General features: G+C 59.5%; 31 protein-coding genes. 24 read left to right on the top strand and 7 right to left on the bottom strand.

The annotated features are described in order from the left end of the window. The first annotated feature begins 108 nt into the window (after positions 1–108). The 19 genes from QMX93_RS20690 (at position 109) to recX (ending at position 15,425) form a co-directional block, all read left to right on the top strand. The gene (locus tag QMX93_RS20690) at positions 109–693 is read left to right on the top strand and encodes a hypothetical protein (RefSeq protein ID WP_159813133.1); all 585 of its coding nucleotides are present in this window, start codon (positions 109–111) and stop codon (positions 691–693) included. Next, on the top strand, positions 690–869 hold the full coding sequence (locus QMX93_RS20685; RefSeq protein WP_053117680.1) for a DUF2635 domain-containing protein: 180 nt from the start codon (positions 690–692) through the stop codon (positions 867–869). Before QMX93_RS20690 ends, QMX93_RS20685 begins: the two co-directional genes overlap by 4 nt. Beyond that, on the top strand, positions 869–2,365 hold the full coding sequence (locus QMX93_RS20680) for a phage tail sheath subtilisin-like domain-containing protein (RefSeq protein WP_053117681.1): 1,497 nt from the start codon (positions 869–871) through the stop codon (positions 2,363–2,365). Before QMX93_RS20685 ends, QMX93_RS20680 begins: the two co-directional genes overlap by 1 nt. A gap of 67 nt (positions 2,366–2,432) precedes the next feature. Further along, the gene (locus QMX93_RS20675; protein ID WP_053117683.1) at positions 2,433–2,780 is read left to right on the top strand and encodes a phage tail tube protein; all 348 of its coding nucleotides are present in this window, start codon (positions 2,433–2,435) and stop codon (positions 2,778–2,780) included. Beyond that, complete coding sequence (locus QMX93_RS20670; RefSeq protein ID WP_007908778.1) at positions 2,777–3,073, top strand: phage tail assembly protein; 297 nt, start codon at positions 2,777–2,779, stop codon at positions 3,071–3,073. Before QMX93_RS20675 ends, QMX93_RS20670 begins: the two co-directional genes overlap by 4 nt. A 130-nt stretch (positions 3,074–3,203) precedes the next feature. Then, complete coding sequence (locus QMX93_RS20665) at positions 3,204–5,102, top strand: phage tail protein (RefSeq protein WP_282357815.1); 1,899 nt, start codon at positions 3,204–3,206, stop codon at positions 5,100–5,102. Further along, positions 5,089–6,327 (top strand): DNA circularization N-terminal domain-containing protein, encoded by a 1,239-nt coding sequence (locus QMX93_RS20660; RefSeq protein WP_282357814.1) that lies wholly within the window; start codon positions 5,089–5,091, stop codon positions 6,325–6,327. The genes QMX93_RS20665 and QMX93_RS20660 overlap by 14 nt, the downstream gene beginning before the upstream one ends. A gap of 3 nt (positions 6,328–6,330) precedes the next feature. Then, positions 6,331–7,374, top strand: a complete 1,044-nt coding sequence (locus QMX93_RS20655) for a phage baseplate assembly protein (protein ID WP_282357813.1) — start codon at positions 6,331–6,333, stop codon at positions 7,372–7,374. 143 nt (positions 7,375–7,517) lie between these two features. Then, the gene (locus QMX93_RS20650; RefSeq protein ID WP_282357812.1) at positions 7,518–8,027 is read left to right on the top strand and encodes a phage baseplate assembly protein V; all 510 of its coding nucleotides are present in this window, start codon (positions 7,518–7,520) and stop codon (positions 8,025–8,027) included. Beyond that, positions 8,027–8,425 (top strand): phage GP46 family protein, encoded by a 399-nt coding sequence (locus tag QMX93_RS20645; RefSeq protein WP_212545318.1) that lies wholly within the window; start codon positions 8,027–8,029, stop codon positions 8,423–8,425. Before QMX93_RS20650 ends, QMX93_RS20645 begins: the two co-directional genes overlap by 1 nt. Continuing rightward, a complete protein-coding gene (locus QMX93_RS20640) occupies positions 8,415–9,458 on the top strand; it encodes a baseplate J/gp47 family protein (protein WP_282357811.1) in 1,044 nt (347 codons plus the stop codon). The genes QMX93_RS20645 and QMX93_RS20640 overlap by 11 nt, the downstream gene beginning before the upstream one ends. After that, on the top strand, positions 9,446–10,045 hold the full coding sequence (locus QMX93_RS20635) for a putative phage tail protein (RefSeq protein ID WP_282357810.1): 600 nt from the start codon (positions 9,446–9,448) through the stop codon (positions 10,043–10,045). Before QMX93_RS20640 ends, QMX93_RS20635 begins: the two co-directional genes overlap by 13 nt. Positions 10,046–10,055: 10 nt before the next feature. Then, entirely contained in the window at positions 10,056–11,609 is a 1,554-nt protein-coding gene (locus QMX93_RS20630) for a phage tail protein (protein ID WP_282357809.1), read from the top strand. Between the two features lie 2 nt (positions 11,610–11,611). Continuing rightward, entirely contained in the window at positions 11,612–12,079 is a 468-nt protein-coding gene (locus tag QMX93_RS20625) for a tail fiber assembly protein (RefSeq protein ID WP_282357808.1), read from the top strand. A gap of 96 nt (positions 12,080–12,175) precedes the next feature. Continuing rightward, positions 12,176–12,742 carry a glycoside hydrolase family 19 protein gene (locus QMX93_RS20620; RefSeq protein WP_282357807.1) on the top strand — a complete coding sequence of 189 codons (567 nt, stop codon included), beginning with the start codon at positions 12,176–12,178 and terminating at the stop codon, positions 12,740–12,742. Continuing rightward, positions 12,721–13,239: a lysis system i-spanin subunit Rz gene (locus tag QMX93_RS20615; RefSeq protein WP_282357806.1), complete on the top strand. Its 519-nt coding sequence runs from the start codon at positions 12,721–12,723 to the stop codon at positions 13,237–13,239. Before QMX93_RS20620 ends, QMX93_RS20615 begins: the two co-directional genes overlap by 22 nt. A 67-nt stretch (positions 13,240–13,306) precedes the next feature. Beyond that, the gene (locus QMX93_RS20610; RefSeq protein WP_053117718.1) at positions 13,307–13,807 is read left to right on the top strand and encodes a CinA family protein; all 501 of its coding nucleotides are present in this window, start codon (positions 13,307–13,309) and stop codon (positions 13,805–13,807) included. 83 nt (positions 13,808–13,890) lie between these two features. Then, positions 13,891–14,946 (top strand): recombinase RecA, encoded by a 1,056-nt coding sequence (recA, locus tag QMX93_RS20605; RefSeq protein ID WP_053117721.1) that lies wholly within the window; start codon positions 13,891–13,893, stop codon positions 14,944–14,946. Between the two features lie 8 nt (positions 14,947–14,954). Beyond that, positions 14,955–15,425 (top strand): recombination regulator RecX, encoded by a 471-nt coding sequence (gene recX, locus QMX93_RS20600; RefSeq protein WP_282357805.1) that lies wholly within the window; start codon positions 14,955–14,957, stop codon positions 15,423–15,425. Between the two features lie 55 nt (positions 15,426–15,480). Here recX and QMX93_RS20595 read toward each other — a convergent pair whose 3' ends face one another. Beyond that, positions 15,481–16,599 carry a TIGR00730 family Rossman fold protein gene (locus tag QMX93_RS20595; protein ID WP_282357804.1) on the bottom strand — a complete coding sequence of 373 codons (1,119 nt, stop codon included), beginning with the start codon at positions 16,597–16,599 and terminating at the stop codon, positions 15,481–15,483. Between the two features lie 349 nt (positions 16,600–16,948). Here QMX93_RS20595 and QMX93_RS20590 point away from each other — a divergent pair, with 349 nt between their 5' ends. After that, positions 16,949–17,143, top strand: coding sequence for a hypothetical protein (locus tag QMX93_RS20590; RefSeq protein WP_053117727.1), 195 nt, complete (start codon positions 16,949–16,951; stop codon positions 17,141–17,143). Here QMX93_RS20590 and QMX93_RS20585 read toward each other — a convergent pair whose 3' ends face one another. Continuing rightward, positions 17,144–17,569 (bottom strand): PA3611 family quorum-sensing-regulated virulence factor, encoded by a 426-nt coding sequence (locus tag QMX93_RS20585; protein WP_053117728.1) that lies wholly within the window; start codon positions 17,567–17,569, stop codon positions 17,144–17,146. Between the two features lie 189 nt (positions 17,570–17,758). On the opposite strand from QMX93_RS20585, the gene QMX93_RS20580 reads away from it, so the two are divergent. From QMX93_RS20580 to QMX93_RS20570, 3 genes are all read left to right on the top strand, one after another. After that, the gene (locus QMX93_RS20580; RefSeq protein WP_212545311.1) at positions 17,759–18,505 is read left to right on the top strand and encodes a tRNA-uridine aminocarboxypropyltransferase; all 747 of its coding nucleotides are present in this window, start codon (positions 17,759–17,761) and stop codon (positions 18,503–18,505) included. A 223-nt stretch (positions 18,506–18,728) separates the two neighbouring features. Then, complete coding sequence (erdR, locus tag QMX93_RS20575) at positions 18,729–19,379, top strand: response regulator transcription factor ErdR (RefSeq protein WP_053117733.1); 651 nt, start codon at positions 18,729–18,731, stop codon at positions 19,377–19,379. A 74-nt stretch (positions 19,380–19,453) separates the two neighbouring features. Beyond that, a complete protein-coding gene (locus tag QMX93_RS20570; protein WP_053117735.1) occupies positions 19,454–19,816 on the top strand; it encodes a diacylglycerol kinase in 363 nt (120 codons plus the stop codon). Here QMX93_RS20570 and QMX93_RS20565 read toward each other — a convergent pair. Next, positions 19,813–20,739 (bottom strand): LysR family transcriptional regulator, encoded by a 927-nt coding sequence (locus QMX93_RS20565; RefSeq protein WP_053117737.1) that lies wholly within the window; start codon positions 20,737–20,739, stop codon positions 19,813–19,815. The genes QMX93_RS20570 and QMX93_RS20565 overlap by 4 nt on opposite strands. A gap of 133 nt (positions 20,740–20,872) precedes the next feature. On the opposite strand from QMX93_RS20565, the gene fpr reads away from it, so the two are divergent. After that, positions 20,873–21,652, top strand: a complete 780-nt coding sequence (fpr, locus tag QMX93_RS20560) for a ferredoxin-NADP reductase (protein WP_007908723.1) — start codon at positions 20,873–20,875, stop codon at positions 21,650–21,652. Positions 21,653–21,826: 174 nt separating this feature from the next. Here the strand turns inward: fpr and tsaA are convergent, their stop codons facing one another. The 4 genes from tsaA to QMX93_RS20540 form a co-directional block, all read right to left on the bottom strand. After that, complete coding sequence (gene tsaA, locus QMX93_RS20555) at positions 21,827–22,525, bottom strand: tRNA (N6-threonylcarbamoyladenosine(37)-N6)-methyltransferase TrmO (protein ID WP_282357803.1); 699 nt, start codon at positions 22,523–22,525, stop codon at positions 21,827–21,829. Between the two features lie 166 nt (positions 22,526–22,691). Beyond that, positions 22,692–23,462, bottom strand: a complete 771-nt coding sequence (locus tag QMX93_RS20550; protein ID WP_159813158.1) for an SDR family oxidoreductase — start codon at positions 23,460–23,462, stop codon at positions 22,692–22,694. Between the two features lie 162 nt (positions 23,463–23,624). Next, positions 23,625–24,092 (bottom strand): DUF1456 family protein, encoded by a 468-nt coding sequence (locus tag QMX93_RS20545; RefSeq protein ID WP_282357802.1) that lies wholly within the window; start codon positions 24,090–24,092, stop codon positions 23,625–23,627. Positions 24,093–24,164: 72 nt separating this feature from the next. Continuing rightward, on the bottom strand, positions 24,165–24,875 hold the full coding sequence (locus QMX93_RS20540) for an rRNA pseudouridine synthase (protein WP_282357801.1): 711 nt from the start codon (positions 24,873–24,875) through the stop codon (positions 24,165–24,167). Positions 24,876–25,072 lie beyond the last annotated feature (197 nt).

The following is a 25,072-nucleotide window of genomic DNA, read 5'->3' as shown; positions in this document are numbered from 1 at the left end:
CGCGATAGCGGTGCCACAGTCGAACTTCATCTAACTGATCCACCGCAATCGCGAGCAGGCTCACTCCTACAGTGACCTGTGGTCAGTTTCATAATTTGGAATACCCCCATGAAGATCACCCCGATCCTCACGCAATTGCGTGCGCAATGCCCCAGCCTGGCCGATCACATTTCGGTGGGGGTCGATCTGGCGTTGTTGCAGGGCAATTCCGCTCTGCCGACACCTTCGGCCCACGTGCTGCCGCTCGCCGATCTGGCCAGCAACAGCACCGCACAAAACCTCACCACCCAACCGATCCGCGACCGCTTTGAAATCGTTCTGGCGCTCGATGCCAGCGACCCTACAAAAGCGCTGGATCTGTTGCACGACCTGCGCGCCGAACTGTGGCGTGCGCTGGTGGGTTTCAAGCCCGATACCGACTACAGCGCCATCGTCTACGACGGCGGTGAACTGCTGTCGATCAACAGCAGCCGGGCGTTTTACCGGCTGCGCTTTTTTGCCGAGTTCCAGCTCGGCCGCAATCTGCCGAGTCAGCCTGCGGAGAGTTGGCACGAACGCGAACTGGACGGTTTGTCGTCCTTCACCGGGGCCACCGTGCGGGTCGATGCGATCGACCCGGCCGACCCCAATCTGAAACGCCCGGGCCCCGATGGGCGCGTGGAAATGACTTTCTCTGGAGACGTAACCCCATGAGCAATCGCATCACCGTACTGCCGGCCGCCGGCCGCGTCGTACCTGACCCGGAGGCGGGCGATCTGCTGCCGCTGGAAGGCCGTGAAGTGCTGGACAGCGCCTGGTGGCGCCGACGTCTGGCCGACGGCGATATCACCCTCAAAACCGCAACCGCTAAACAAAAGGGAGCCAAATAATGGCGATCGGATTCAGCAACATCCCCGCGGACATTCGTGTACCGCTGTTCTATGCCGAAATGGACAACTCGGCCGCCAATAGCGCGAGCTCGACTCTGCGTCGTTTGATCGTCGCTCAGGTCAACGACAACATTGCGCCGACCGAGGTCGGCAAACTGGTGTTGGTCTCCAGCGTTGCGCTGGCCAAAAGCATCGGCGGTCAGGGCTCGATGCTCGCCGCGATGTACGAGACCTTCCGCAAGGCTGACCCGATCGGCGAGATCTGGTGCCTGCCGCTGCACAACGCTGAAGGCGCGGTCGCCAAAGGCGTGCTGACCCTGACCGGCGCCGCCACTCAGGCTGGCGTGCTGAATCTGTATGTCGGCGGTGTGCGAGTGCAAGCCACCGTGGTCAACGGTGCTACCGCCGCTCAGGCCGCCACCGCGCTGGCGCAGAAAATCAACGCCACGGCCGATCTGCCGGTGAGCGCTGCCGCTGCCGAAGGTGTGGTCACCCTGAACGCCAAATGGACGGGCGACAGCGGCAACGACATCAGCCTGCAATTCAATCGTCTGGGCAAGAGCAACGGCGAAGAAACTCCGGCCGGTCTGACCGCCGCAATCACCGCCATGACCGGCGGCGCCGGTGTGCCGGATCAGGTCGAAGCCATCGCCGCACTGGGTGATGAGCCGTTCGAATTCATCGCGCTGCCATGGTCCGATCTGTCGACGCTCAATACCTGGCAAGCGGTCATGGATGACAGCACCGGTCGCTGGTCGTGGGCCAAGCAATTGTTCGGTCACGTCTACAGCGCCAAGCGGGGCACCGTCGGCACTCTGGTTGCCGCCGGCCAGGCGCGCAACGACCAGCACATGACCATTCAGGCGCTGGAGCCGGGCGTTCCGCAACCGTTCTGGGTACAAGCCGCTGCATTGGCTGCACGCACCGCCGTATTCATCTCCGCCGACGCCAGCCGTCCGACGCAAAGCGGCAGTCTGCCGGGTGTCGACCCTGCGCCGGCGAGTGAGCGCTTCACCCTGACCGAGCGTCAGTCGCTGCTCAACTACGGCATCGCCACTGCGTACTACGAAGGCGGTTACGTGCGCATCCAGCGTTCGATCACCACCTACCAGAAAAACGCTTACGGCCAGGCCGACAACTCCTATCTGGACAGCGAAACCATGCACCAGTCGGCGTTCATCGTGCGCCGTCTGCAAAGCGTGATCACCAGTAAATACGGTCGGCACAAACTGGCTTCCGACGGCACCCGTTTCGGCGCCGGCCAGCCGATCGTCACGCCGAGCACCATTCGCGGAGAGCTGATTGCGCAGTACGCCAAACTCGAACTGGAAGGTCACGTGGAGAACGCCGAGCTGTTCGCCGAGCACCTGATCGTCGAGCGCGACGTGCAGGATCCTAGCCGCGTGAACGTGTTGTTCCCGCCGGATTACATCAACGGTCTGCGCGTGTTCGCACTGCTCAACCAATTCCGTCTGCAGTACGACGACGCGGCTTGATCCGCACGTTTGACGGCAAGCATTCAGCCCACCTCGCGTGGGCTTTTTTATTCAAGGGAGTAACACCATGGGTCAACTGATTGCAGGCACCTGCTACGTCAAAGTCGACGGCGCACAACTGACGATCAACGGCGGCTGCGAAGCCCCGCTGATGTCCACCAAACGCGAAACCATCGTGCCGGGTTTTTACAAGGAAACCGACGTGGCAGCGTCGTTCAAAGTGACCGCGCTGCACACCCCGGACTTCCCGCTCAAGCAACTGATCGAAGGCGTCGACATGACCGTCACCTGCGAATTCAGCAACGGCAAAGTCTACGTGCTGGCCGGTGCGTATCTGGTTGAAGAGCCAGTCTCCAAAGGCGATGACGCCGCTATCGAACTGAAATTCGAAGGCATCAAAGGAACCTGGCAATGAGCGGCGCCGTGAAGCTTCAAGTCGCGATCGAAGCTCACGGCGAGCCCCTGACCGAACTCGTTCTGCGCCGCCCGACGGTGCAGGAAGTGCGAGCGATCAAGGCGCTGCCGTACAAGATCGACAAGAGCGAAGAAGTCAGTCTCGACATGGACGTAGCGGCCAAATACATCGCCGTGTGCGCCGGCATTCCGCCGTCGTCGGTCAACCAGCTGGATCTGGCCGACCTCAACGCGCTGAGCTGGGCCGTTGCGAGTTTTTTCATGAGTGCGGCGTCTGCGCCATCACCGACCTGATCGCAGTCGCCTATGACCTGGCCTGGTTCTGGAAGGTTGACCCCGAACAGATGATGGCCAGGCCACTGGATGTGCTCCGCGAATCGCTGGAGCACGCGCAACGGATCAATGCGATGCAGCAGGTGCAGTGATGGCAGACACAGAAAGCAAACCCAAAACATCGGTGCTGATCACTGGCATCGATGAGCTGTCGCCCAAGCTCGGTGCGCTTCGCGAGAAAGTCGACAGCTTCAAGAAAAACCTCGAACAGACCGGCCTCGGCAAACTCGACATCAGTGGCCTGTTCAAGGGCGGCAGCGTGATCACGCCGTTCGTGGACGGAATCAAATCGGCAGCGGCATTTCAGGGCAAATTGACTGAAGTCAGCGCGACGGCAAAAACCGTCGACCTGCCCGCCGCACCGAAAGCCGCTGCGCAGAACATGAACGTGTTCAGTGCGTCGATGGAAAAGGTTTCGGCCGCCATCGACGCTGCATTGGTGCCGGCAGTCGGTGCCGTGGTGATCGGGCTGGAGCCGATGATGACGCAGTTCGGCAGCCTGCTCGCCGACAATCCGAAACTGGTCGAAGGGCTGGCCGCGGGGGCCATCGCCTTCTCGGCGATGCAAACCGCTGTCACCGGTGCCACACAGGTGTTCGATGTCATGAGCATGGTGCTCAAGACCAACCCGATCATGCTAATCGCCATGGGCATTGCCGTGGCGGCCGGATTGATTGTCGCCAACTGGACGCCGATCAACGGGTTCTTCAAGGGCATGTGGGAAAGCGTGAAAAATGCCGGAGCCAGTGCAATGGCGATCTTGCGCTCGGTGCTTGACTGGCGACCGCTCGATACGCTGGCAGCGCTTTGGCAACCGGTCACGGGATTCTTCTCGGGGATCTGGGACAGGGTCAAAGCGGTGACTAGTCCGTTGATCGACTTCTTCAAGAGTGTTTTTTCATGGACGCCGTACGGCATGATCCTGGACAACTGGGGGCCGCTGACTGGCCTGTTTTCGGCAATCTGGGAATTGCTCAAGGCCTTGAGTGTGCCGGTGATGTCGTTCCTGAGAAACCTCTTCGATTTCTCGCCGATGCAGATGATCCGCAGTGCCTGGGGCGGAGTGGTGACGTACTTCGAGCCGATGTTCACCGGGCTGCGAAAAATGGCGCAGTCCACCAAGGATTTCCTGGCGGATGCGTTCGACTTCTCGCCGATGCAGATGATCAACAGTGCATGGGGTGGTGTCGTCACGTACTTCGAACCGACGTGGACAGCGCTGCAGTCCGCCGTGCAGAAAACCCGTGAAGCTTTCCAGACCCTGTTCGACTTCTTTCCAATGGATATGATCAGCAGCGCATGGGGCGGTGTCGTCGGGTTTTTTCAACCGATTTGGGCCGCTTTGCAAACGTCGGTGCAACAGGTCAAAGGCTTTTTCACAGACCTGTTCGACTGGTCGCCGCTGGAGCAGATTGCGCAATTCTGGCAACCGATCGGTGAAGTCTTTTCGGCGCTGTGGGGCGTGGTGCTGGCGGTGTCCGCGCCCGTCGTGGATTTTCTGCACACGCTGTTCGAATGGAAACCGCTGGATCAGATCATCGAGAGCTGGGGGCCGATCACCGAGTGGTTCGGCGAGTTGTGGCAAAAGCTGCAAACCGTCATCGCACCGATCAAGGAGCTGTTTGACGGTGGCTTCGCCGGGTTGATCGCCAAGGTCACTGGCAAGGTTGAGACCCTGACTGAAGCGCAACGCCAGACCAATGCCGAAGGCAAGGGTGAGCTGGCGCCGGCGTTCTTTGGTGCAAGCCCGCAAGCTTCGGCGGACGGCGCGTTGTCGGCGGGTTCGCTGCCACAATCCTCCAGCGCCCTGATTCAACAAAGCGCAATCAACAACCGCACGCAACTCGAAGGTGGCCTGACCGTCAGCTTCGTCAACGCGCCGCCGGGGCTGCGCACCGATCAACCACAAACCAATCAACCGGGCCTGGCGCTGTCGTCGCGCATCGGTTATCGCTCGCTGTCGGCAGGAGGTTCCAATGAACTGGCGTGACCGTTTATTGCCGGCATCCTTTCGTGGTGTCGGTTTCTGGATCGATCAGGCGAAAACCCCGGTCGGTCGCAAGGGGCAGTTGCACGAATACCCGCAACGCGACCTGCCGTTTTTCGAAGACCTCGGCCAACAAGCCAAGACCCACGACATCACCGCATTCATCATCGGCGCCGATTGCCTGGAGCAGCGTGACAAGTTGCTCAAGGCGTTGGAGGCGGGCAGCGGTGAGCTGGTGCATCCGTGGCTCGGACGCCTGCAAGTCAAGGTCGGCGAATGCGACATGACCCACACCCGCCAGGACGGCGGTATGGTCACGTTCACGCTGAAGTTCTATCCCGATCAGCCGCTGCCGTTTCCGACGGCAACCGTCAGCACGCAGAAAGTCTTGTTGGTGAAAGCCGACTCGCTGCTCGGTTCTGCGGTGGCGCGTTTCGAACAGGCAATGACGCTGATCAAGGCTGCGCGGATCGGCATCGCCAATCTGCGCAACAGCCTCACCGGGGTTTACGAGGTGATCAAAGAGCAGCTGAAACCGCTGATCGCGCAGTACAGGCAGATCACTGAGCTGGTGAAAGCGGTCAAGGAATTGCCCAGGGAAGTGGCAGCGGAATTCAAAGGCTTGCTCGGCGATATCAAGGAGCTGAAAGCGTTCGCGAAGGAGGGCTACCGTGGCGTGATTGCCGACGTCTCCCAACAACTCGAAGCGATCCGTAAAGCCGATGCGCCGAAGATCACCACCGGCAAGGACACCAACGCGGCGGCGCAAGCCATGGCCGATCTGGTGCAGGACACGCTGCTGGTCAAAGTCGCGCAATGGGTGGCGTCGATGCCGGTGGCGACCACGCCGGTGAAGCTGCAATCGACACCGTCGGTGGGGCAACAGGCGACCACGCCGGTGACCCGTCAGGAAGTGCCCGTCAGTGATGACATGCAGGCCCTGCGCGAAGCGGTGAGCGCGGCGATTGATCCGATGCTGGACAAGGCCGGTGCCGCACATTTTCAGGCGATCAACGATGTGAAAGAGGCGTTGATCAATCACCTCAAAGCGGTGGCGTCGTCCGGTGTGCGGCAGGTCAGCAAGTCGTTTCAGGAAAGTTTGCCGGCGCTGGTGGTGGCCTATAAACAGTTTGCTGATGCCACTCGCGTCACTGAAGTGATTCAACGCAACGGTACTGTTCATCCGTTGTATCTGCCGCCCAACGACGTGAAAGTTTCCAGGGAGTAAGCCATGAGCGAGATGGATAATCGCGTCACGCTGACGGTTAATGACATGGAGTACGGCGGCTGGAAAAGCGTCGAAATCAGCGCCGATCTGGAGCGTCAGTTTCGCAGCTTCAAACTGGATATCACTTGGCAGTGGCCGGGACAAACTGTGGATCAGCGGATCAAACCCGGCGACCCCTGCGAAGTGAAAATCGGCAAGGATCTGGTGCTCACCGGTTATGTGTTCAAAGCGCCGATCAGCTATGACGGACGCCAGATCAGCCTGAGCATCGAAGGCAGTTCCAGGACACAGGATCTGGTCGATTGCGCAGCCGCCAACCGGCCGAATCAATGGCAGGATCAACCGCTGCTGAGCATCGTCGAGGCGTTGGCGAGTGAGTATTCGCTGAAGGTTGTCAACGAAATTCCCGAGACGTCGCGGCTGGCCAAACACACGATCGTGCCGGGTGAAACGGTGTTCCAGTCGATCGACCGTTTGCTCTCGTTGTTGCGGGTTTTTTCCACCGATGACGAGCAGGGCCGGCTGGTGCTGGCCAAGCCCGGCAGCGGCGGTCGTGCCAGTGATGCGCTGGAACTGGGCAAGAATATTTTGTCGGCCAATGCGCCGATGGATCAGAGCCAGGTGTTCTCCGAATACCGGGTGATCGGTCAGCAAAAAGGCTCGGACATCCAGAGCGGGGCGGCGGTCAGCGAAGTTGAATCGACGGCGGCTGATCTGACCTTCAAACGTCGGCGCACCACGGTGATCAACGAGGGCACGCAACTGACCTTTGAGTTGGCGCAGCAGCGTGCCCAATGGGAAAGCGCCACCCGCCTGGGCCGCGCGCAAACCACCACGTATCAGGTGCAGGGCTGGCGTCAGGCCAACGGCGATTTGTGGCGTCACAACACGCTGGTGCGGGTGAAAGATCCGGTGCTTGGTTTTGACGGCGACATGCTCATTTCAAAAGTGACGTATTCATTGTCGGCACAAGGCTCGGTGACCACGCTGCAAGTGGCCCCGCCGCATACCTTTGATGCCAACCCAACACCCCCGAAAAAATCCTGAGCCGCCCCTCGCTCTTGTAGGAGCAGAGCTTGCTCGCGAAGGCTTCGGCAGCTTCAACATGGCATTGCCTGCTATGCCGCCTTCGCGAGCAAGCTCTGCTCCTACAGTTGATCGCGTGACGGCCAACCTTTGAAGGACACCCCATGAGCCTGATGACACGCCTGCTGGCGCGCGGCACTGTCGTGCTCGCCAATTCGGCCGCCAAGCTGCAATCGCTGCAAATGCGCCTCACCGCCGGTGAAGTCAACGACGACCTCGAACACTTCGAACCCTACGGCTTCACCAGCCATCCACTGGCCGGTGCCGAAGGCGTCGTCACCTTCATCGGCGGCGACCGTTCCCACGCCATCGCTTTAGTCATCGCCGACCGCCGCTATCGCTTGCAATCGCTGGCCGCTGGCGAAGTAGCGATCTACACCGACGAGGGCGACAAGATCCACTTCAAGCGCGGACGGATCATCGACATCGAAACCGCCACGCTGAACATCCGCGCCAGCAGCGCGGTGAATTTCGACACGCCGGTCATCAATCAGAGCGGAAAAATCGTCTCCACCGGTGATCAGCTCGCTGGCGGTATCAGCCAGATCAAACACGTGCACGTCGGCGTGCAAGCCGGCAGCGGCCAGACCGGTGTGCCGGCAGGAGGCCAGTGATGTTTATCAGCCAGAACCTCCACGCCGCGCTGACCCGCGCCGTACTTATCAGCCTGTTCACCTGGCGCCGCGCTGCCGATGACGACGCCCTCGACGATGAAGAACGTTTCGGCTGGTGGGGCGACAGCTTTCCCACCGTCGCTGACGATCGTATCGGCTCGCGGCTGTGGCTGTTGCGCCGGGTCAAGCTGACCCGACAAACCCAGATGGACGCCGAGTTCTATGCCCGCGAAGCCTTGCAATGGCTGATCGACGACGGCCACTGCAGCGCCATCGACATCCTCAGCGAACGCCTCGACGCGCAGCGTCTGAACCTGCGCACGGTGCTGACCCTGGCCGACGGCGAACGTCTGGACATTAACCCCGATAACAGTTGGCAGGTGATCTATGCCGTTTGAAACCCCTTCGCTGCCGGTGCTGATCAAGCGCACCCAAAGCGACCTGGCCGGCGATTCGCTGCGCCAGTCCGATGCGCAAGTGCTAGCCCGCACCCTCGGCGGCGCCGCGTTTGGTCTGTACGGTTATCTCGACTGGATTGCCGAACAGATCCTCCCCGACAAAGCCGATGAATCGACGCTGGAACGCATCGCCGCGTTGCGTCTGAACCAGCCGCGCAAACCCGCGCAGGTGGCCACGGGCAGTGTCAGCTTCAGCGCTACGGCCGGTGCGATTCTGGACGTCGATACGTTGCTGCAAACTAACGATGGCCGTACTTACAAAGTCACCACTGCGCGTGTTACGGCCAATGGTGTCAACAGCACCACCATCGCCGCGCTCGATGCCGGCAGCCTCGGCAATGCTGACGCGGGCCTCGTGTTGACGCCGGTGCAGCCGGTTGCCGGCATTGTCGGTAGTAGTTTTGTGGTGCAGGCGCCGGGACTCAGTGGTGGTGTCGCGCGGGAGAGTCTGGAGTCGCTGCGTTCGCGGGTGATCCGCTCCTATCGCGTAATCCCCCACGGTGGCTCGGCCAGTGATTATGAAACCTGGGCGCTGGAGGTGCCTGGCGTGACGCGGGCGTGGTGCCGTGCAAGCGATGTCGGCTATGGAATTGTCTATTTGTTCGTCATGCGCGATGACGATTTGCAGCCCATTCCCAACGCAGAGCGGCTGGCAGAAATCCAGGCCTATATCGAACCCCTGCGTCCGGTCACAGCCGAGTTGCACGTGCTGGCGCCGCAACAAGTTTCGGTTACCTACAAACTACGTTTGAACCCTGATACCAGTGCGGTACGAGCTGCGGTCGAAGAGCAATTGCGCGACCTGCACAACCGAGAGGCAGGTATGGGCGATACGTTGCTGCTCAGTCACATCCGCGAAGCGATCAGCAGTGCAGCCGGTGAATACGACCACAGTCTGATTGAGCCAATCGGCGATGTTGAGGCTGCGGACAACCAGTTGCTCACCTACGGGGGGTGTGTATGGGTGGCATAAGGACGCCTGCTCAATATCAATCCCAGCTCCGCACTCTGCTACCGAGCGGTCCTGCCTGGGATCCTGAACGAGTGCCGGAACTGGAGGCAGTTCTCGAAGGCATTTCGCAGGAGTTATCGCGTCTGGACGCGCGTGCGGTTGACCTGCAAAACGAGATGGATCCGGCTGGCGTCAGTGAACTTGTACCGGATTGGGAGCGGGTCATGAACTTGCCCGACCCCTGCCTTGGTCAGAAGCCATTGTTTGACGATCGTCGCCTAGCGGTACGTCGGCGCCTGCTCGCGGTAGGCAGCCAAACCATCGGTTACTTCATAGAAATCGCCCAGACCCAAGGCTATCCCAACGCCACCGTCACCGAGATGCAGGCACCCCGAATGGGGCGCTCACGTTTCGGCAGTGCGCACTTCGGCAGTTGGCGGGCGCAGTTCATGTGGACACTCAATACTGGTGGGCGGCAGTTCACCGGCCGCCGTTTTGGCGCCAGTTACTGGGGCGAGCGTTTCGGCGTCAATCCGGGCAGTGCTCTGGAATGCCTTATCCATCGCAGTGCGCCGGCGCATACCCGTGTGTACATCAATTATGACTAGAGGTTAGAAAATGGATTTCCCAAAAAATACGCCCGGCGTCGGCCTGGTGAACGGACAGTTTGCGGACGAAAATCCGGTGGCTGGAACTCCGGGTTCTTTGATTCCGGCAACGTGGGGCAACGCCGTCACGCAAGAAATTCTGAATGTGATTAAAGCAGCCGGGTTAGTCCCCAAAGAAGATGCTTCCACGCAATTGCTGGAGGCTATCCAGAGTTTCGCTGCCCACGATTTCAAGAACTCGGCCCGTGTTGCGACAACAAGCTCGATTGCCCTGAGCGGCTTACAAAAAATCGACGGTGTGCAGCTCGCTGCAGCTGATCGAGTGCTGGTGAAGGATCAACCCAACGCATCGCAAAACGGTGTGTACGTGGTGGCTGCGGGGTCCTGGTCGCGAGCGGTGGATGCAACGCAGGACTATCAAGTAACCAGCAGTTTCATCATCGCGACCGATGAGGGCGTGGTGAACAAATCTCGCATTTGGCAGTTGACCACTCCGGGCCCGATCAAGGTCGGCACTACCGGTCTGACCTTCGAAATGTTTGCCGGCTACACCGGTGTGGCGTCTGGCGAATACCGCAAGGTCATGGTCAACGCGCGCGGGCAAGTAACCGCTGGCTCCAACCCGACCACGCTTGATGGCTATGGCATAACTGATGCCTACACAAAAGTGGCAGCGAACAATGCGTTTGTGAAGCAGGGCGGTGGCGCCGGACAGCTGGGCAACTCGGTGTCGATTGGCTGGGATGGTAAAAACATCCTTATCCAGGTGGACGCCACCAGTTTTGGCAACCTGTGGTGCTCTGCCAACTTTGACCCGGGCACCAAGGCGAACGTCGCTGATGTTTATTCAAAGACCGCGACGGACAGTTTTCTCGACAACAAGATCAGCGGCGATGCCTGTGCGATCGCGGGTTTCGCCAGCGGCAACTCCGCTGCGCCGTACATGCGAAACAGGAACAACAACGAAGTTGTCGTGCTGGCCAGAACCGCGACGACCTTGGGTGGCTATGGCATTACCGATGCGATGCCCCGCGCTGAAGCCAACAGTGCGATCAATGCTCGTGTGCTGAGTGACGGAATTACCTACGCAGGTTTCGCCAGTAACGATCTGTCCCAGCCTTATTTTCGTCGCGCCTCCGACAGCACTCTTCTGCTGCTACAGCCTCGACTTGGGTTTGTGCCGGTTCGTCAGGGCGGTGGTAATTTTCAATCCAACAATATGGTCATGATCGGTTGGGCGGCGGACGGAACGTCATTGCGGGCGCAAGTCGATGCTACGGATCTGGGCAGTATCTGGACCGACGGCATCGGCAATGTCAAAGCGATTTACGCACAGTCAACGGCAGAAACCGGGATGGTCGGTTCGTATGCCTTGCTGGTGGTCGGTGGTGGTGGCGCGACGGGGCCGGGGGCACTCGCCGCAGGTGTCAATTGCCGCTTCACCGCCACCGATGGCTCTGCCTGGGGCGGCGCACCTGCCGGTACCTGGCGATTGATGGGCGCTATTCGTAACGCGGACGGCGCCAGTCCCGATTCCACCACCGTATGCCTGAGGGTTTCTTGAACATGATGAAAGTATTGAGTGCACGTAAGCCACGCTGGAATGACGTCGAACACACCTCGTTGAACCTGTTGGTCACCTTCGAAGAGTCCAAAGATACGTTGGGGGAAATGCCATTTACGGCCTCCCCGAAAGATCCGGAATCGCACGGCCGTGAACTGTTTGAACGGGCGACGGCACTGGAGTACGGCGACATCGCCGAGCCCAGCGACGAGACTTTGAAAAATACACAGCGCATGAAATGCTCAGGCCTTTCAGCGTTGGCATCGGCGACGATCACAAAGTTGCAGGGCGACTTGAGTACGTTGCAGGACTCTATCGCCCTGGAAATGGCGACAGAGGAAGAGCTCGCTCAGGTGCCAGTGGTTCAGGCGCAGCTGGATCTTTGGAGAAAGTACCGGGTATTGCTTTCAAGAGTAGAAACCCAGGCCGCTTTTCCTCGCACGATCGATTGGCCGCAGCAACCTGATTGATTGCTGATGTAAGCGCGGGAGCGTCGGTTCATGACGCTCCCGCCAGTCTGCGGTTTCTTGCTGATGAAGGTTCTTCTAAAGAGTGGTTGGATTGAAATGTCCGTTACCCAAGACCAACTGGTCAACATCCTCCCCAACGCCCGCACCCAAGCGGGCGTTTTTGTTTCTGCGCTCAATGCTGCCATGGAGCGCTTTCGTATCAATACCCCCAAACGCATCGCCGCGTTTCTTGCGCAAGTCGGTCACGAGTCCGGGCAATTGCGATACGTACGCGAACTGGGCAACAACCAATACCTGAGTAAATACGACACCGGCACCCTGGCCTTGCGCTTGGGCAACACGCCCGAAGCTGACGGCGACGGGCAAAAATATCGGGGGCGTGGGCTTATCCAGATCACCGGGCGCAGCAACTATCGCCAGTGCAGCCTCGGCCTGTTTGGCGATGAACGTCTGCTGTCCTTGCCAGAACTGCTCGAACAACCGCAATGGGCGGCTGAGTCCGCCGCGTGGTTCTGGGAGCAGAACGGCCTCAACGAACTGGCTGACCGCGACCAGTTCAACACCATCACCCGTCGAATAAACGGCGGGTTGAACGGCTTGCAGGATCGTCTGGAAATCTGGGCGCGGGCGAGGGCGGTTCTATGCCAATCCCTTGGCGAATGATTGGCTTACTCTTATTGGCCGTCGGCGCTTTTGTGGCGGCCTGGCAGTTTCAGGACTGGCGCTACGGCCGCCAACTCGCCGAGCAATCGCGTTTAAACACCGAAACGTTGAATCAACAGAATCTCGCCGCCGCCTCGGCGCAACAGGCCGAGCAGGATAAACGCCTGGCGCTCGAGCAACGGCTCGTGACCAGTGAACAAACCCACTATCGAGCACTGAGCGATGCCCAACGTGATCAGGATCGCCTGCGCGATCGCCTTGCCACTGCTGATGTGCGCCTGTCAGTCCTTCTCGACGCAGGCGATGTTGCCCACGGCTGCAAACTGCCAGCCACCGCCAGCCCCGGCGGCGTGGATCATGCAGCCGTACGCGCCCGACTTGACCTGGCGCATGCTCAACGAATTATCGCCATCACCGACACCGGCGACCGCGGACTGATTGCCTTGCAGGCGTGTCAGGCCTATGTCAGAGCGCTCGCGCCCGAACATTTTGAATGACTCTGTGTCTTGAAAGCGCAACCGGCTCGTGTACGGTGGAGGCATTCCACACGATCCGGAGTGCGCCGTGAAAGAGATCACCCAATTGGCTGCTGAACTGGGCCGACGCCTGCAAGTGCTCAATGCCCATGTCACCACTGCGGAGTCTTGCACCGGTGGCGGCATCGCCGAAGCGATCACGCGGATTCCCGGCAGCTCGGCCTGGTTTGAAGCGGGTTACGTGACGTACTCCAACCGGCAGAAAACCCAGCAGCTGAATGTGCCGACCGGGTTGTTCGAGACGGTAGGCGCGGTCAGTGCCGAGGTGGTTGAGGCGATGGTGCGTGGCGCGCAGGACAAAAGTCTGGCGCGATTTGCCGTGGCGGTCAGCGGTGTGGCGGGGCCGGACGGTGGTTCACCGAACAAACCGGTCGGCACCGTGTGGCTGGCCTGGGGGGTTGGCGAAACGGTGACCAGTGAGGTTCAACACTTCCCCGGTAACCGCGATGAAGTCCGCCGACAAACGGTGAAGGCCGCGCTAGAGGGGCTCCTGCGACTAGCGGCACGAGAAATCGAAAATCAGGGGTAGGCGATCCGCGAACGCTGTGGAATAATACTGGCTACTTATACAGGTGTTGGCCGTCAGGCCTTATTGATTACGTGAGGACTTTAATGGACGACAACAAGAAGAAAGCCTTGGCTGCGGCCCTGGGTCAGATCGAACGTCAATTCGGCAAGGGTGCCGTAATGCGTATGGGCGATCAGGACCGTCAGGCGATCCCGGCTATCTCCACTGGCTCTCTGGGTCTGGACATCGCGCTCGGCATTGGCGGTCTGCCAAAAGGCCGTATCGTTGAAATCTACGGTCCTGAATCCTCCGGTAAAACTACACTGACTCTGTCCGTGATTGCCCAGGCTCAGAAAGCTGGCGCGACCTGCGCATTCGTCGATGCCGAACACGCCCTCGACCCTGAGTACGCCGGCAAACTGGGCGTCAACGTCGACGACCTGCTGGTTTCGCAGCCGGACACCGGTGAACAGGCACTGGAAATCACCGACATGCTGGTGCGCTCCAACGCCGTTGACGTGATCATCGTCGACTCCGTGGCAGCCCTGGTACCGAAGGCTGAAATCGAAGGTGAAATGGGTGACATGCACGTGGGCCTGCAAGCCCGTCTGATGTCCCAGGCACTGCGTAAAATCACCGGTAACATCAAGAACGCCAACTGCCTGGTGATCTTCATCAACCAGATCCGTATGAAGATCGGCGTGATGTTCGGTAGCCCGGAAACCACTACCGGTGGTAACGCGCTGAAGTTCTACGCGTCGGTTCGTCTCGACATCCGCCGTACCGGCGCGGTGAAAGAAGGCGACGAAGTGGTCGGTAGCGAAACCCGCGTCAAGGTTGTGAAGAACAAGGTGGCTTCGCCGTTCCGTCAGGCCGAGTTCCAGATTCTTTACGGCAAGGGCATCTACCTCAACGGCGAGATGATCGACCTGGGCGTGCTGCACGGTTTCGTCGAGAAGTCTGGCGCCTGGTACGCCTACGAAGGCACCAAGATCGGTCAGGGCAAGGCTAACTCGGCCAAGTTCCTGGCGGACAACCCGGAAGTCGCGAAAAAGCTTGAGAAGCAACTGCGTGACAAGCTGCTGACCCCAGCGGTGATCGATTCCAAGGCCTCTGCAGTCAAAGAGACCGAAGACGACCTGGCCGACGCTGATATCTGATAGCAACGATGAGCACCGTCGTACTCGAAACCCTCGTCGCGGTGCGGCGAACCGCCATGGATCTGCTTGCACGTCGCGAGCACGGTCGAGTCGAGCTGACGCGCAAACTGCGTCAGCGCGGCGCTGAGGCGGAGATGATCGAAACAGCCCTCGACCGTTTGACGGAAGAGGGACTGCTTTCCGAAGCCCGTTACCTTGAAAGCTTTGTTTCCTACCGTGCCCGCTCCGGCTATGGCCCATTGCGGATTCGAGAAGAACTGAGCCAGCGCGGTTTGCAACGCGCTGATATCGAACTTGCCCTGCGCGAGAGCGGTATCAGTTGGCAGGAGCAACTTCAGGAAACGTGGCGGCGCAAATTCTCCGGGCATTTGCCGATTGATGCGAAAGAACGGGCCAAGCAAGGCCGGTTCCTTGCGTATCGGGGCTTCTCGATGGAGATGATCAACCGCTTGTTCAGCGGTCGAGGGATTGACGATTAAGACGCCTCAATAAAAACGGCCCGCTATGGAAATAGCGGGCCGTTTTTTTTTGCCTTTAAATTGCCTTTGACGGCTCACGCGTACGTTGCGCTGCTTGCGGTTTGGACTGCGCCCAGTTTTCCGGCAGGTTGATGTAGTCGATCAGTTCCCTCAAGCGCCCTTGATTACGCGCATTGAAGGCGAAAGCCAGTCGCGCCAGATGGCTGTATTGCGCGTCATCATGTTCCTCGCCGCTGTAAGCGTGTTGATGGAATTGGTCGCTGAGGCACAGATCGGCAAACGCGACCTGCATATGTTCTAGCGCTTGTTCGCTGAGCTTGTGATTCATGCGAATCACGAACTGACGTTTGAGCCAGCGGCTGGAGTGGAAGTTGCTGTAGAACTGGTTGATCTGCTCCACCGCCTCTTCGACCGTGTACACCAGACGCATCAGTTTCATGTCGGTCGGCAGGATGTAGTGATTTTCCTCCAGTTGCTGGCGAATGAAATCCATCGCGCCCTGCCAGAACGTGCCGCCCGGCACATCCAGCAACACCACCGGCACCAGCGGACTTTTCCCGGTCTGAATCAACGTCAGCACTTCCAGTGCTTCATCCAGCGTGCCGAAACCGCCGGGGCACAGCACCAGCGCGTCGGCCTCTTTGACGAAGAACAATTTACGGGTGAAGAAGAAGTGGAACGGCAGCAAATTGCCGGTGCCGTCGACAGTCGGGTTCGCATGCTGTTCGAAGGGCAGGGTGATATTGAAGCCGAGGCTGTGATCGAGGCCGGCTCCTTCGTGGGCGGCGGCCATGATGCCGCCACCGGCGCCGGTAATCACCATCATGTCGGAGCGTGCCAGTTGCGCGCCGAGTTCTCGGGCCAGCGCATACAGCGGATGTTCGACCGGTGTGCGTGCCGAGCCGAACACAGTGACTTTACGTCGGCCCTTGAATTGCTCCAGCACGCGAAACGCTTGCTCCAGTTCGCGCAGGGCTTGCAGGGTGATCTTGGCGTTCCAGCGATTGTGGTCTTCCTGAGCCATGCGCAGCACGGTCAGGATCATGTCGCGGTAAATGGGAAGGTTCGGGCTGTTGGGGGAAACACGGCTGAGTTGTGCTTCGACCTGGCTGATGAGGTCGGGGCCGCTTTCCTGAAAATGACGACTCAACAGGTCATTCGGTTGGTAAGGCATTCAACGTCTCCTTCTGCACAGAGCGGGTGACCCTGACGAGCGGCGTCAGGGCTGCGCTGCAAAAACACACACGATCGGCAGTTCCATTTCTGCCGTTAACAGATGATCGGGAATACTTTGAATTTAGACCCTTGCGTGCAATTGCGCTGACTTGATCATTGCGCCGCAATGTTCTGACTGGCAACCGCTTGTTGATATTCAGGGATCGGCACACCGCTCGTCTGAACGTGCTACGCGCGCTAAACCCTCTGATTAACTAACTTACAGGCGCCGTACGACAGCGTTGCGGCAATAACCGTACGCAAGGTGCACGTTTTTGAAGGATTTGCGGGTAGCCAGGAGGCGGGACATGACCAGAGTGGTTCTGGAGATCGATGCACAGTTGTATCGAATGTTGAAAGCATCTGCCGAGACCCATCAGGTCAGTCTCGAAGAGGAATGCTGCCGGCGTTTGGCGGGTGGCGAGCATCCGTCGCAGTATCTTCAGGCCTTGCTGGCCGAATTGCGCGCCGAGGATGAACAGCGGCGCGCTAATTCGCGATGATTACTTCTTCTTCGCCGGGGCAGTTTTCGGGCAATCCGAATCCTGGTAGCTGGCGGAGCCGATCGCCTTGTTGGTTTTCACTTCGGTGAAGTCGTAGCGCATGACCGCGCCTTTGGCCATCAGCTTGCGAAAGGCCGGGTTGTTGCACACCGAAGCGCCCAGTTGAAAGTACACAGCCTTGGGATCAGCACGCATTTTCTGCGCATGACTGGCCTGCACGCTCAGGTGGTTGATCAGCGTGGTGCCTTCAACGGTGAAACCCTGATCAAGAATGTCTTCACTGATGGCGCGTGGCGTGCCGACGCTGCTCTGGGCGGCGACGTTGCGCAGCTCGCGGTTCAGATTCTGCTCACTCAAGGATGCAGCCTGAGCGGTGAAGGACGACGCCAGCAGAATGGCAGCGGTGGGAACGATAAGGCGCAGCATGAAACTCTCCTGATTCGGTGACTGGTGGTTCGACCAGCCTCGGGGCTGTGCGTTCAGTGGCGCCGAATTATAGGGGAGCCGGTCGGGAGGGTACAGGCTTGTCCCCGTTGCTCTGGTAAACTGCCGGCCTTTATTGCCCTGCCGAGTGCTGTTCGTGTCGAGTTTCCCTGTCTGCCGGCGTTGCCCGCGATGAACCATGCCCCCAATGCCGTCGCCCGTTTGCGTGACCAGCGCGAAGATGAAGGCATCAAGCCGATTCAGGCCCGCGGCTTTCGCTCCGAGCGTTGCCGCGATTGCCGGGTGATCATCAGCCATTGCCTGTGTGCGTGGCGACCAAGCGTCGACACGCGTTCGGGCGTGTGCCTGATCATGACCGGCAAGGAAGTGTTCAAACCGAGCAACACCGGTTGGCTGATTGCCGACGTGGTGCGCGATAACCATGCGTTCATCTGGTCGCGCACTGAGCCCGATCCGCAGATGCTGGCGCTGCTCAACGATCCGCAATGGCAGCCGTATCTGGTGTTTCCCGGCGAATACGTCGAGCCGTCGCGGGTGACCAACACCGTCGCGCCCGATAGCAGCAAGCGCCCGCTGTTTATCCTGCTGGATGCGACGTGGACGGAAGCGCGGAAAATTTTCCGCAAGAGCCCGTATTTCGATCGCTTGCCGATCCTGAGCCTGCTGCCCGACAAACTCTCGCGCTATCGCCTGCGCCGTTCCACCCGCAGCGAGCATCTGTGCACCGCCGAAGTCGCGGCGCTGTGCCTGGAGCTGGCCGGCGACGCGGATGCCGCCTCGGCGCTGGACGCGTATTTCGATGTGTTCAGCCAGCATTACCTCGGCGCCAAGCAACAGCTCGACATGAATGAATCCACCCCCGCGCACGCCGAGTTGCTGCCCTATATACGAAAGCCGCAGCCGGAGTTGGCGCAATAGTGGCCCATACTGTAGCCACCGGCGGCCTTGCTGCTTGACCACCCAGTCTTCGCTGGGCATGCTTGGCGCCGATTAGGGTGCGGCCAAGGTTTGAAACGCCGTCTTTGCTGGTTATTGGCGTTGAACGTGCCCCTGTGGATACCGCTTGCAAGCGGCATCTTGAGTTGCTTTGGCCAGACCCGAATTCATCGGGTCTGCCATCAAAAACAGGATCATTTGAAAAATGGCCACATACGACATCCTGATTGCCGATGATCACCCCCTGTTTCGTAGCGCCCTGCATCAAGCGGTGACGCTGGGCCTCGGCCCGGATGTGCGGCTGGTGGAGGTGGCGAGCATCGCCGAACTGGAAGCGCGCCTGACCGAAAAATCTGACTGGGATCTGGTGCTGCTGGATCTGAACATGCCCGGCGCTTTCGGCTTTTCCGGGTTGGTCATGCTGCGCGGGCAGTACCCGCAGATTCCGGTGGTGATGGTTTCGGCTCAGGAAGAAGCCTCGGTGGTGGTCAAGTCCCGTGAGTTCGGCGCCAGTGGCTTTATTCCCAAGTCCAGCGACCTCAGCGTGATTCAGCAAGCCGTGCGCAAAGTGCTTGATGGCGATGTGTTCTGGCCGCCGCAAGCGTTCGAAGCAGTCGCCGTCTCCGACGAAGCCAAAGCCGCCAGCGATGGCCTCGCCAGCCTGACGCCGCAGCAGTTCCGCGTGCTGACCATGGTCTGCGAAGGCCTGTTGAACAAGCAGATTGCCTATGAGTTGAGTGTGTCGGAAGCGACCATCAAGGCCCACGTCACGGCGATCTTCCGCAAGCTGAATGTGCGCACCCGCACCCAGGCTGCGTTGCTTCTGCAACAACTTGAGTCAATTCCGAGTCAATAAAGCCTGGCGCCTTCACGCTTTTTTGACTTTTGTTGATCTAGCTTTCTCACTCCTTTTTGGTAGGTCTCAACGTTATGTCACCTTTCAAGGGCCAGACCGGCCTGAAACGCATCCTTAATGCCTCCGGTTATTCACTGGACGGTCTGCGCGCAGCTTTCACCGGTGAAGCGGCGTTCCGCCAACTGGTGTTGCTCAACGTGATCCTGATTCCGGTGACGTTCTTTCTGAATGTCAGCCGTGTTGAACAGGCGCTGTTGATCGCGGTGTGCCTGCTGGCGCTGATCGTCGAGCTGCTGAATTCGGCGGTCGAAGCGGCCATCGACCGCATCTCGCTGGAACTGCACCCACTGTCGAAGAACGCCAAGGACATGGGCAGCGCCGCGCAATTCGTCGCGCTGAGCATGATCGGTCTGGTGTGGGCAGTGATTCTGCTTTAAGCGATCGTTGGCAAGACGATCTCGTCGCTGCGCTGAACCCCGGCGGTGAAAGCGCGGCACAGTTCCAGAAACTCGCGCATCGCCGAGGTCTGGTATTTCTGTTTGTGCCAGATGAAGTAGAACTGCCGCGCCAGATCCAGATCCGGCGTTTCCACCGGCACCAGACTGCCGCGTCGGAACGCATCACGCAGCGCCAGTCGCGAGATGCAGCCAATCCCCAGCCCCGATTCCACCGCGCGTTTGATCGCTTCGGTGTGTTCCAGCTCCAGACGGATATTCAGCGCGCTGCGATGATGACGCATGGCCTGATCGAAGGTCAGCCGCGTGCCGGAGCCTTGTTCACGCAGAATCCACGCCTCGTGCGTCAGCTCTTCCATCGTCGCAGTGCCGCGTTTGGCCAAGGGATGCTGCGGCGCGCAAAACACCACCAGCTCATCCTCAACCCAGCTCTGCACTTCGATGTCCGGGTGGCTGCAATCGCCTTCGATTAGACCCAGATCAATTTCGTAGTGGGCAACTTGTTGCACGATATTGGCAGTGTTCTGCACGTGCAGCTTCACCTGACTTTCCGGGTGGCGCTGCATGAAACTGCCGATCAACAGGGTCGCCAGGTAATTGCCGATGGTCAGCGTGGCGCCGACCGACAGCGAGCCGAAACCGGATTTGCCGTTGAGCAGGTCTTCGATTTCCTTGGCCTGATCGAGCAGGGCCACCGCCTGTGGCAGTAGCTGTTTGCCGAGGGCGTTGAGGCTCAGCCGTTTGCCGGCGCGGTCGAACAGCTGGCAGCTGGACTGGCGCTCAAGCTCGGTGATCGAGGTGCTGGCAGCCGACTGCGAGAGGTTGAGCAGACCCGCAGCACGGGATACGCTTTCCTGCTGGGCGACGGCGACGAAGACTTGCAGTTGACGGAGAGTAAATCGCATATCGATATAACCGATAACCCTTATCTTAATAATCCAGTTAACAGATATTGTCGTCGCTATTAGAATGCGATGCAATTGCGCACCGTCGCCTTCAAAAGCCAGCGCAGACCCAATCTCCAGGAGTCAAACGTACATGAGCAACATGAACCACGAGCGTGTCCTCAGTGTTCATCACTGGAACGACACTCTGTTCAGCTTCAAGTGCACCCGCGATCCGGGCCTGCGCTTCGAGAACGGTCAGTTCGTGATGATCGGCCTGCAACAGCCTAACGGCCGCCCGCTTATGCGCGCTTACTCGATCGCCAGCCCGAACTGGGAAGAGCATCTGGAGTTCTTCAGCATCAAGGTGCAGGACGGCCCGCTGACCTCGCAGCTGCAGCATTTGAAGGAAGGCGACGAGATCATCATCTCGAAAAAGCCTACCGGCACCCTGGTTCTCGATGACCTGAACCCGGGCAAGCACCTGTACCTGCTGAGCACCGGCACCGGTCTGGCGCCGTTCATGAGCGTGATTCAGGACCCGGAAACCTACGAGCGCTTTGAAAAAGTGATCCTGGTTCACGGCGTACGCTACGTCAACGAAGTCGCCTATCGCGAATTCATCACCGAGCACCTGCCGCAGAACGAGTTCTTCGGCGAAGCGCTGCGTGACAAACTGATCTACTACCCGACCGTGACCCGCGAGCCGTTCGAGAACCAGGGCCGTCTGACTGACCTGATGCGCAGCGGCAAGCTGTTCAGCGACATCGGCCTGCCACCGATCAACCCGCAGGACGACCGCGCGATGATCTGCGGCAGCCCGAGCATGCTCGACGAGACCAGCGAAGTGCTCGACAGCTTCGGCCTGAAAATCTCGGCGCGGATGCGCGAGCCGGGTGACTACCTGATCGAGCGTGCGTTCGTCGAGAAGTAAAACGCAATACCTGTAGGAGCCGAGCTTGCTCGCGAAGTAGGTCTGACATTCAACATTGATTTCGAATGTGAGACCGCTGATCGCGAGCAAGCTTTGCTCCTACAAAGATTTAGGTGTGACAGTAAAAGCCCGCGTTGCCTGAGAAGGCAGCGCGGGCTTTTTCGTTTCCGGGGATTACGCTTCGGCAGGAATGACTTCGAGCACGCGAATCTGCTCAGGCGTCGGGTAATGCCAGCGTACGTCCAGATCCCAGAACTGCGCACCGTATTCACGCTCAGGTACCGGGGTTTGGTACGCCGGACGCGGATCCTGGGCCAGGCACTGTTCAATCAACGCAACCAACGGCTCATCAAGGCGCTGAGCGTGTGTGTGCGCTTGTTTCAGTGCTGAGTCCGTCCACTGCACGTCAATCAGCTGCGGTGCTGCACTGGCGATGCGGTTGGAGGCTTCGGGGATGATATCGGCATAGGGCACGTAGGGTTTGACGTCGAGAACCGGCGTGCCGTCGAGCAAATCGATGCCCGAGATGAACAGGCGATTGGCTTCGACCTTGTCCAGTTTCACCACAGACTGACCGATGCCGTTGGGTCGGTGAGTCGCGCGGGTGGCGAACACGCCCATGGACTTGTTGCCGCCCAAGCGGGGTGGGCGGACTTTCAGGCGTGGTTTTTCTTCGAGTGCTTGGTGGAACAGGAACAGCAACCAGACGTGACTGACCTGTTCCAGACCTTGCACGGCGTCACCCTGATCGAACGGCGCCACCAGTTCCAGCACGCCACGGGCGGCGGGAGCCAGTTGCGGCTGGCGCGGGATGGCGAATTTCTCCTTGAAGCAGGAGCGCACGAAGCCGATGGGGGAGACGCTGTAAGTCATGGTTTGCATTCGAAGCGGGGCAGGGTGGGCATGATAACCCGGCGGGCCTCAAGTCTGGTGTTGGCAAGGCTGGCCTATTCGCGAGCAGGCTCGCTCCCACAGGGGGTGTGTATGACACAGATCCAATGTGGGAGCGAGCCTGCTCGCGAAGGCCGCACCGCCCATGTCAGAGGCTGAATCCGCCATCCAGCGGAATAATATTCCCGGTCATATAGGCCCCGGCGGTACTCGCCAGACTGATCGCCAACGCCGCCATCTCTTCCTCACGCCCCCAACGCTTCATCGGGATCACCGCCGTGTCCTCCGCCAGCGCCTTCTCATCGTTGCCAATATGCTGAGTCATCTTGCTCGGAAACCTTCCCGGTGCGATCACATTGACATTGATGTGCTGGCTCACCAGCTCCCGCGCAAGAATCCGTGACAATTGGTGCAGGGCAGCCTTACTCGGCCCGTAGGCATAAGCCTGCTCCCCAAACGAAGAAATCCCCGCCACTGAACCAATATTGATAATCCGCGCCGGATTCGCCGCCGAGCCTGCCTTGCGCAACAGCGGCAGAAACTGCTGGATGCAGGTGAACACCGACGTCACGTTGAGCTGCATGACCTTTTCCCAGCCCTTGACCGGGTAACTCTCCAGCGGCGCGCCCCAAGTGGTGCCGGCGTTGTTCACCAGAATATCCAGATGGGTGATTTGCTCGCCCAGACGCGCGGCCAGTTCCTGCACGCCTTCTTCAGTCGCCAGATTCGCTGCCATGCCGTAGCAAGTACCCAAAGCGCTGAGTTCTTCCGCGGTTTGATGACAGGCTTCGGCGTCGCGCGAGCAGACATAGACGCGCGCGCCAGCCTCAACGAAGGCTTTGGCGATCATTTTGCCGATACCACGAGTGCCGCCGGTCACCAGAGCGGTGCGGCCTTGCAGGGAGAAATACGGGTGCATGGCGAGTCCTGAGGATTAGGGATCAGTACACCCTAGTCGTCAGCCGCGAAAAGCGGAGCCACTATTTTCGAAAGGAATGGGGGGCCATGCGGCCAGCTTCGAGTGGCAAGCTGCAAGCTACAAGTTAACGCGGTGTGGCAACTTGCAGCTTGTAGCTGCTGTTTACGCTCTCACGCGCAGCGTGAGCCCTTTGAGGAAGTTGCGCAGCAACTGGTCGCCGCACGGGCGGTAGTTGGTGTGGCCAACCTTGCGGAACAACGCGCTCAGCTCGGGCTTGGACACTGGGAACTCGGCAGCCTTGAGGATCGCGTGCATGTCGTCTTCTTTCAATTCGAAGGCTACGCGCAGCTTTTTCAGGATGATGTTGTTGGTCACCGGCACTTCGATCGGCTGCGGCGGACGGCTTTCGTCCTTGCCACGCTTGAAGATCACCAGGCCGTCGAGGAAGTGTGCGATGACTTCGTCCGGGCAGCGCACGAAACCTTCTTCGTCTTCTTCTTTCTTGTCGAGCCAGATCAGCACGTCAGCGAGTGCTACGTCCATGCCGCCGAGTTTGATGATTTCGACAACTTTCTTGTCACTGATGTCGAGCATGTAGCGCACGCTGCGCAATACGTCGTTATGAATCATGTGAGTAATCCTGATAAGCGTTGTGGGCAGCACGCGGGCGCGCTGCCGGAATGTGTGGCGGCAGTGGAAGTCTTAGAACTTCTCTTTGCCGGACAGGTAGCGCCATTGGCCGACCGGGACTTTGCCGATCGAGACGCCGCCGATGCGGATGCGGCGGATGCCGATGACCTTGAGGCCCACCGCTTCGCAGAACTGGGCGATGATCCCCGGCTGCGGGTTTTTCATGGCGAAGCGCAGGCGGTTTTCGTTCTGCCAACTCGCCTTGACTGGCGGCAACTCCTTGCCCTTGTGCGTCAGGCCGTGCTGCAAGCGATTGAGGCCGTGGGCGACCATGTCACCTTCGACTTCGACCACGTATTCCTGCTCGATCTTCGCGGCGTCGGCGGTGAGCTTGCGCAGGATTTTCCAGTCCTGGGTGAACACCAGCAGCCCGCTGGCCTTGGCTTGCAGGTCGGCGCTGGCGGTCAGGCGCAGGAAGTGCCCGCGCAACGGGCGTTTGCCATAGCGGTGTTCTTCGCTGAGGGTGTCGATGCTCAGCGATTGTATGGCGCTTTCGACGTCCATGCCGGCCGGCGCGTTGAGCAGGATAGTCACCGGCTCCGGCGCGGTGGCCTGGGCGTCCTTGTCGAGCTCGACCTTCTGGTCGCCGACCTTGAACTGCGGTTCGTCGATGACTTCGCCGTCCACGGTGACCCAGCCGCCCTCGATGAACAGCTCGGCCTCCCGGCGGGAGCAACCGACCAGTTCGATGAGGCGTTTGGAGAGGCGAATCGGGTCAGTCATGACAGGGCCGTAACAAAAAAGGGGTGGGCATTGTACCTGTGTGGCGCCGGTTAAGCCCGGTTCCATTTTCACGGTGTGGCTTTTTGTAGGAGTGAGCCTGCTCGCGATAGCCATCTGACATTCGACATTGATGTTGGCTGATCTGGCGCTATCGCGAGCAGGTTCACTCCTACATTGGTTTGTGGTGGGTCAGGCGT

Origin of the sequence: Pseudomonas sp. PS01303 (assembly GCF_029959385.1) — a bacterium.
GTDB lineage: Bacteria > Pseudomonadota > Gammaproteobacteria > Pseudomonadales > Pseudomonadaceae > Aquipseudomonas > Aquipseudomonas rustica.
The sequence above is the reverse complement of the archived record's forward strand: the minus strand, read 5'-3'. Positions and strand labels throughout refer to the sequence as shown.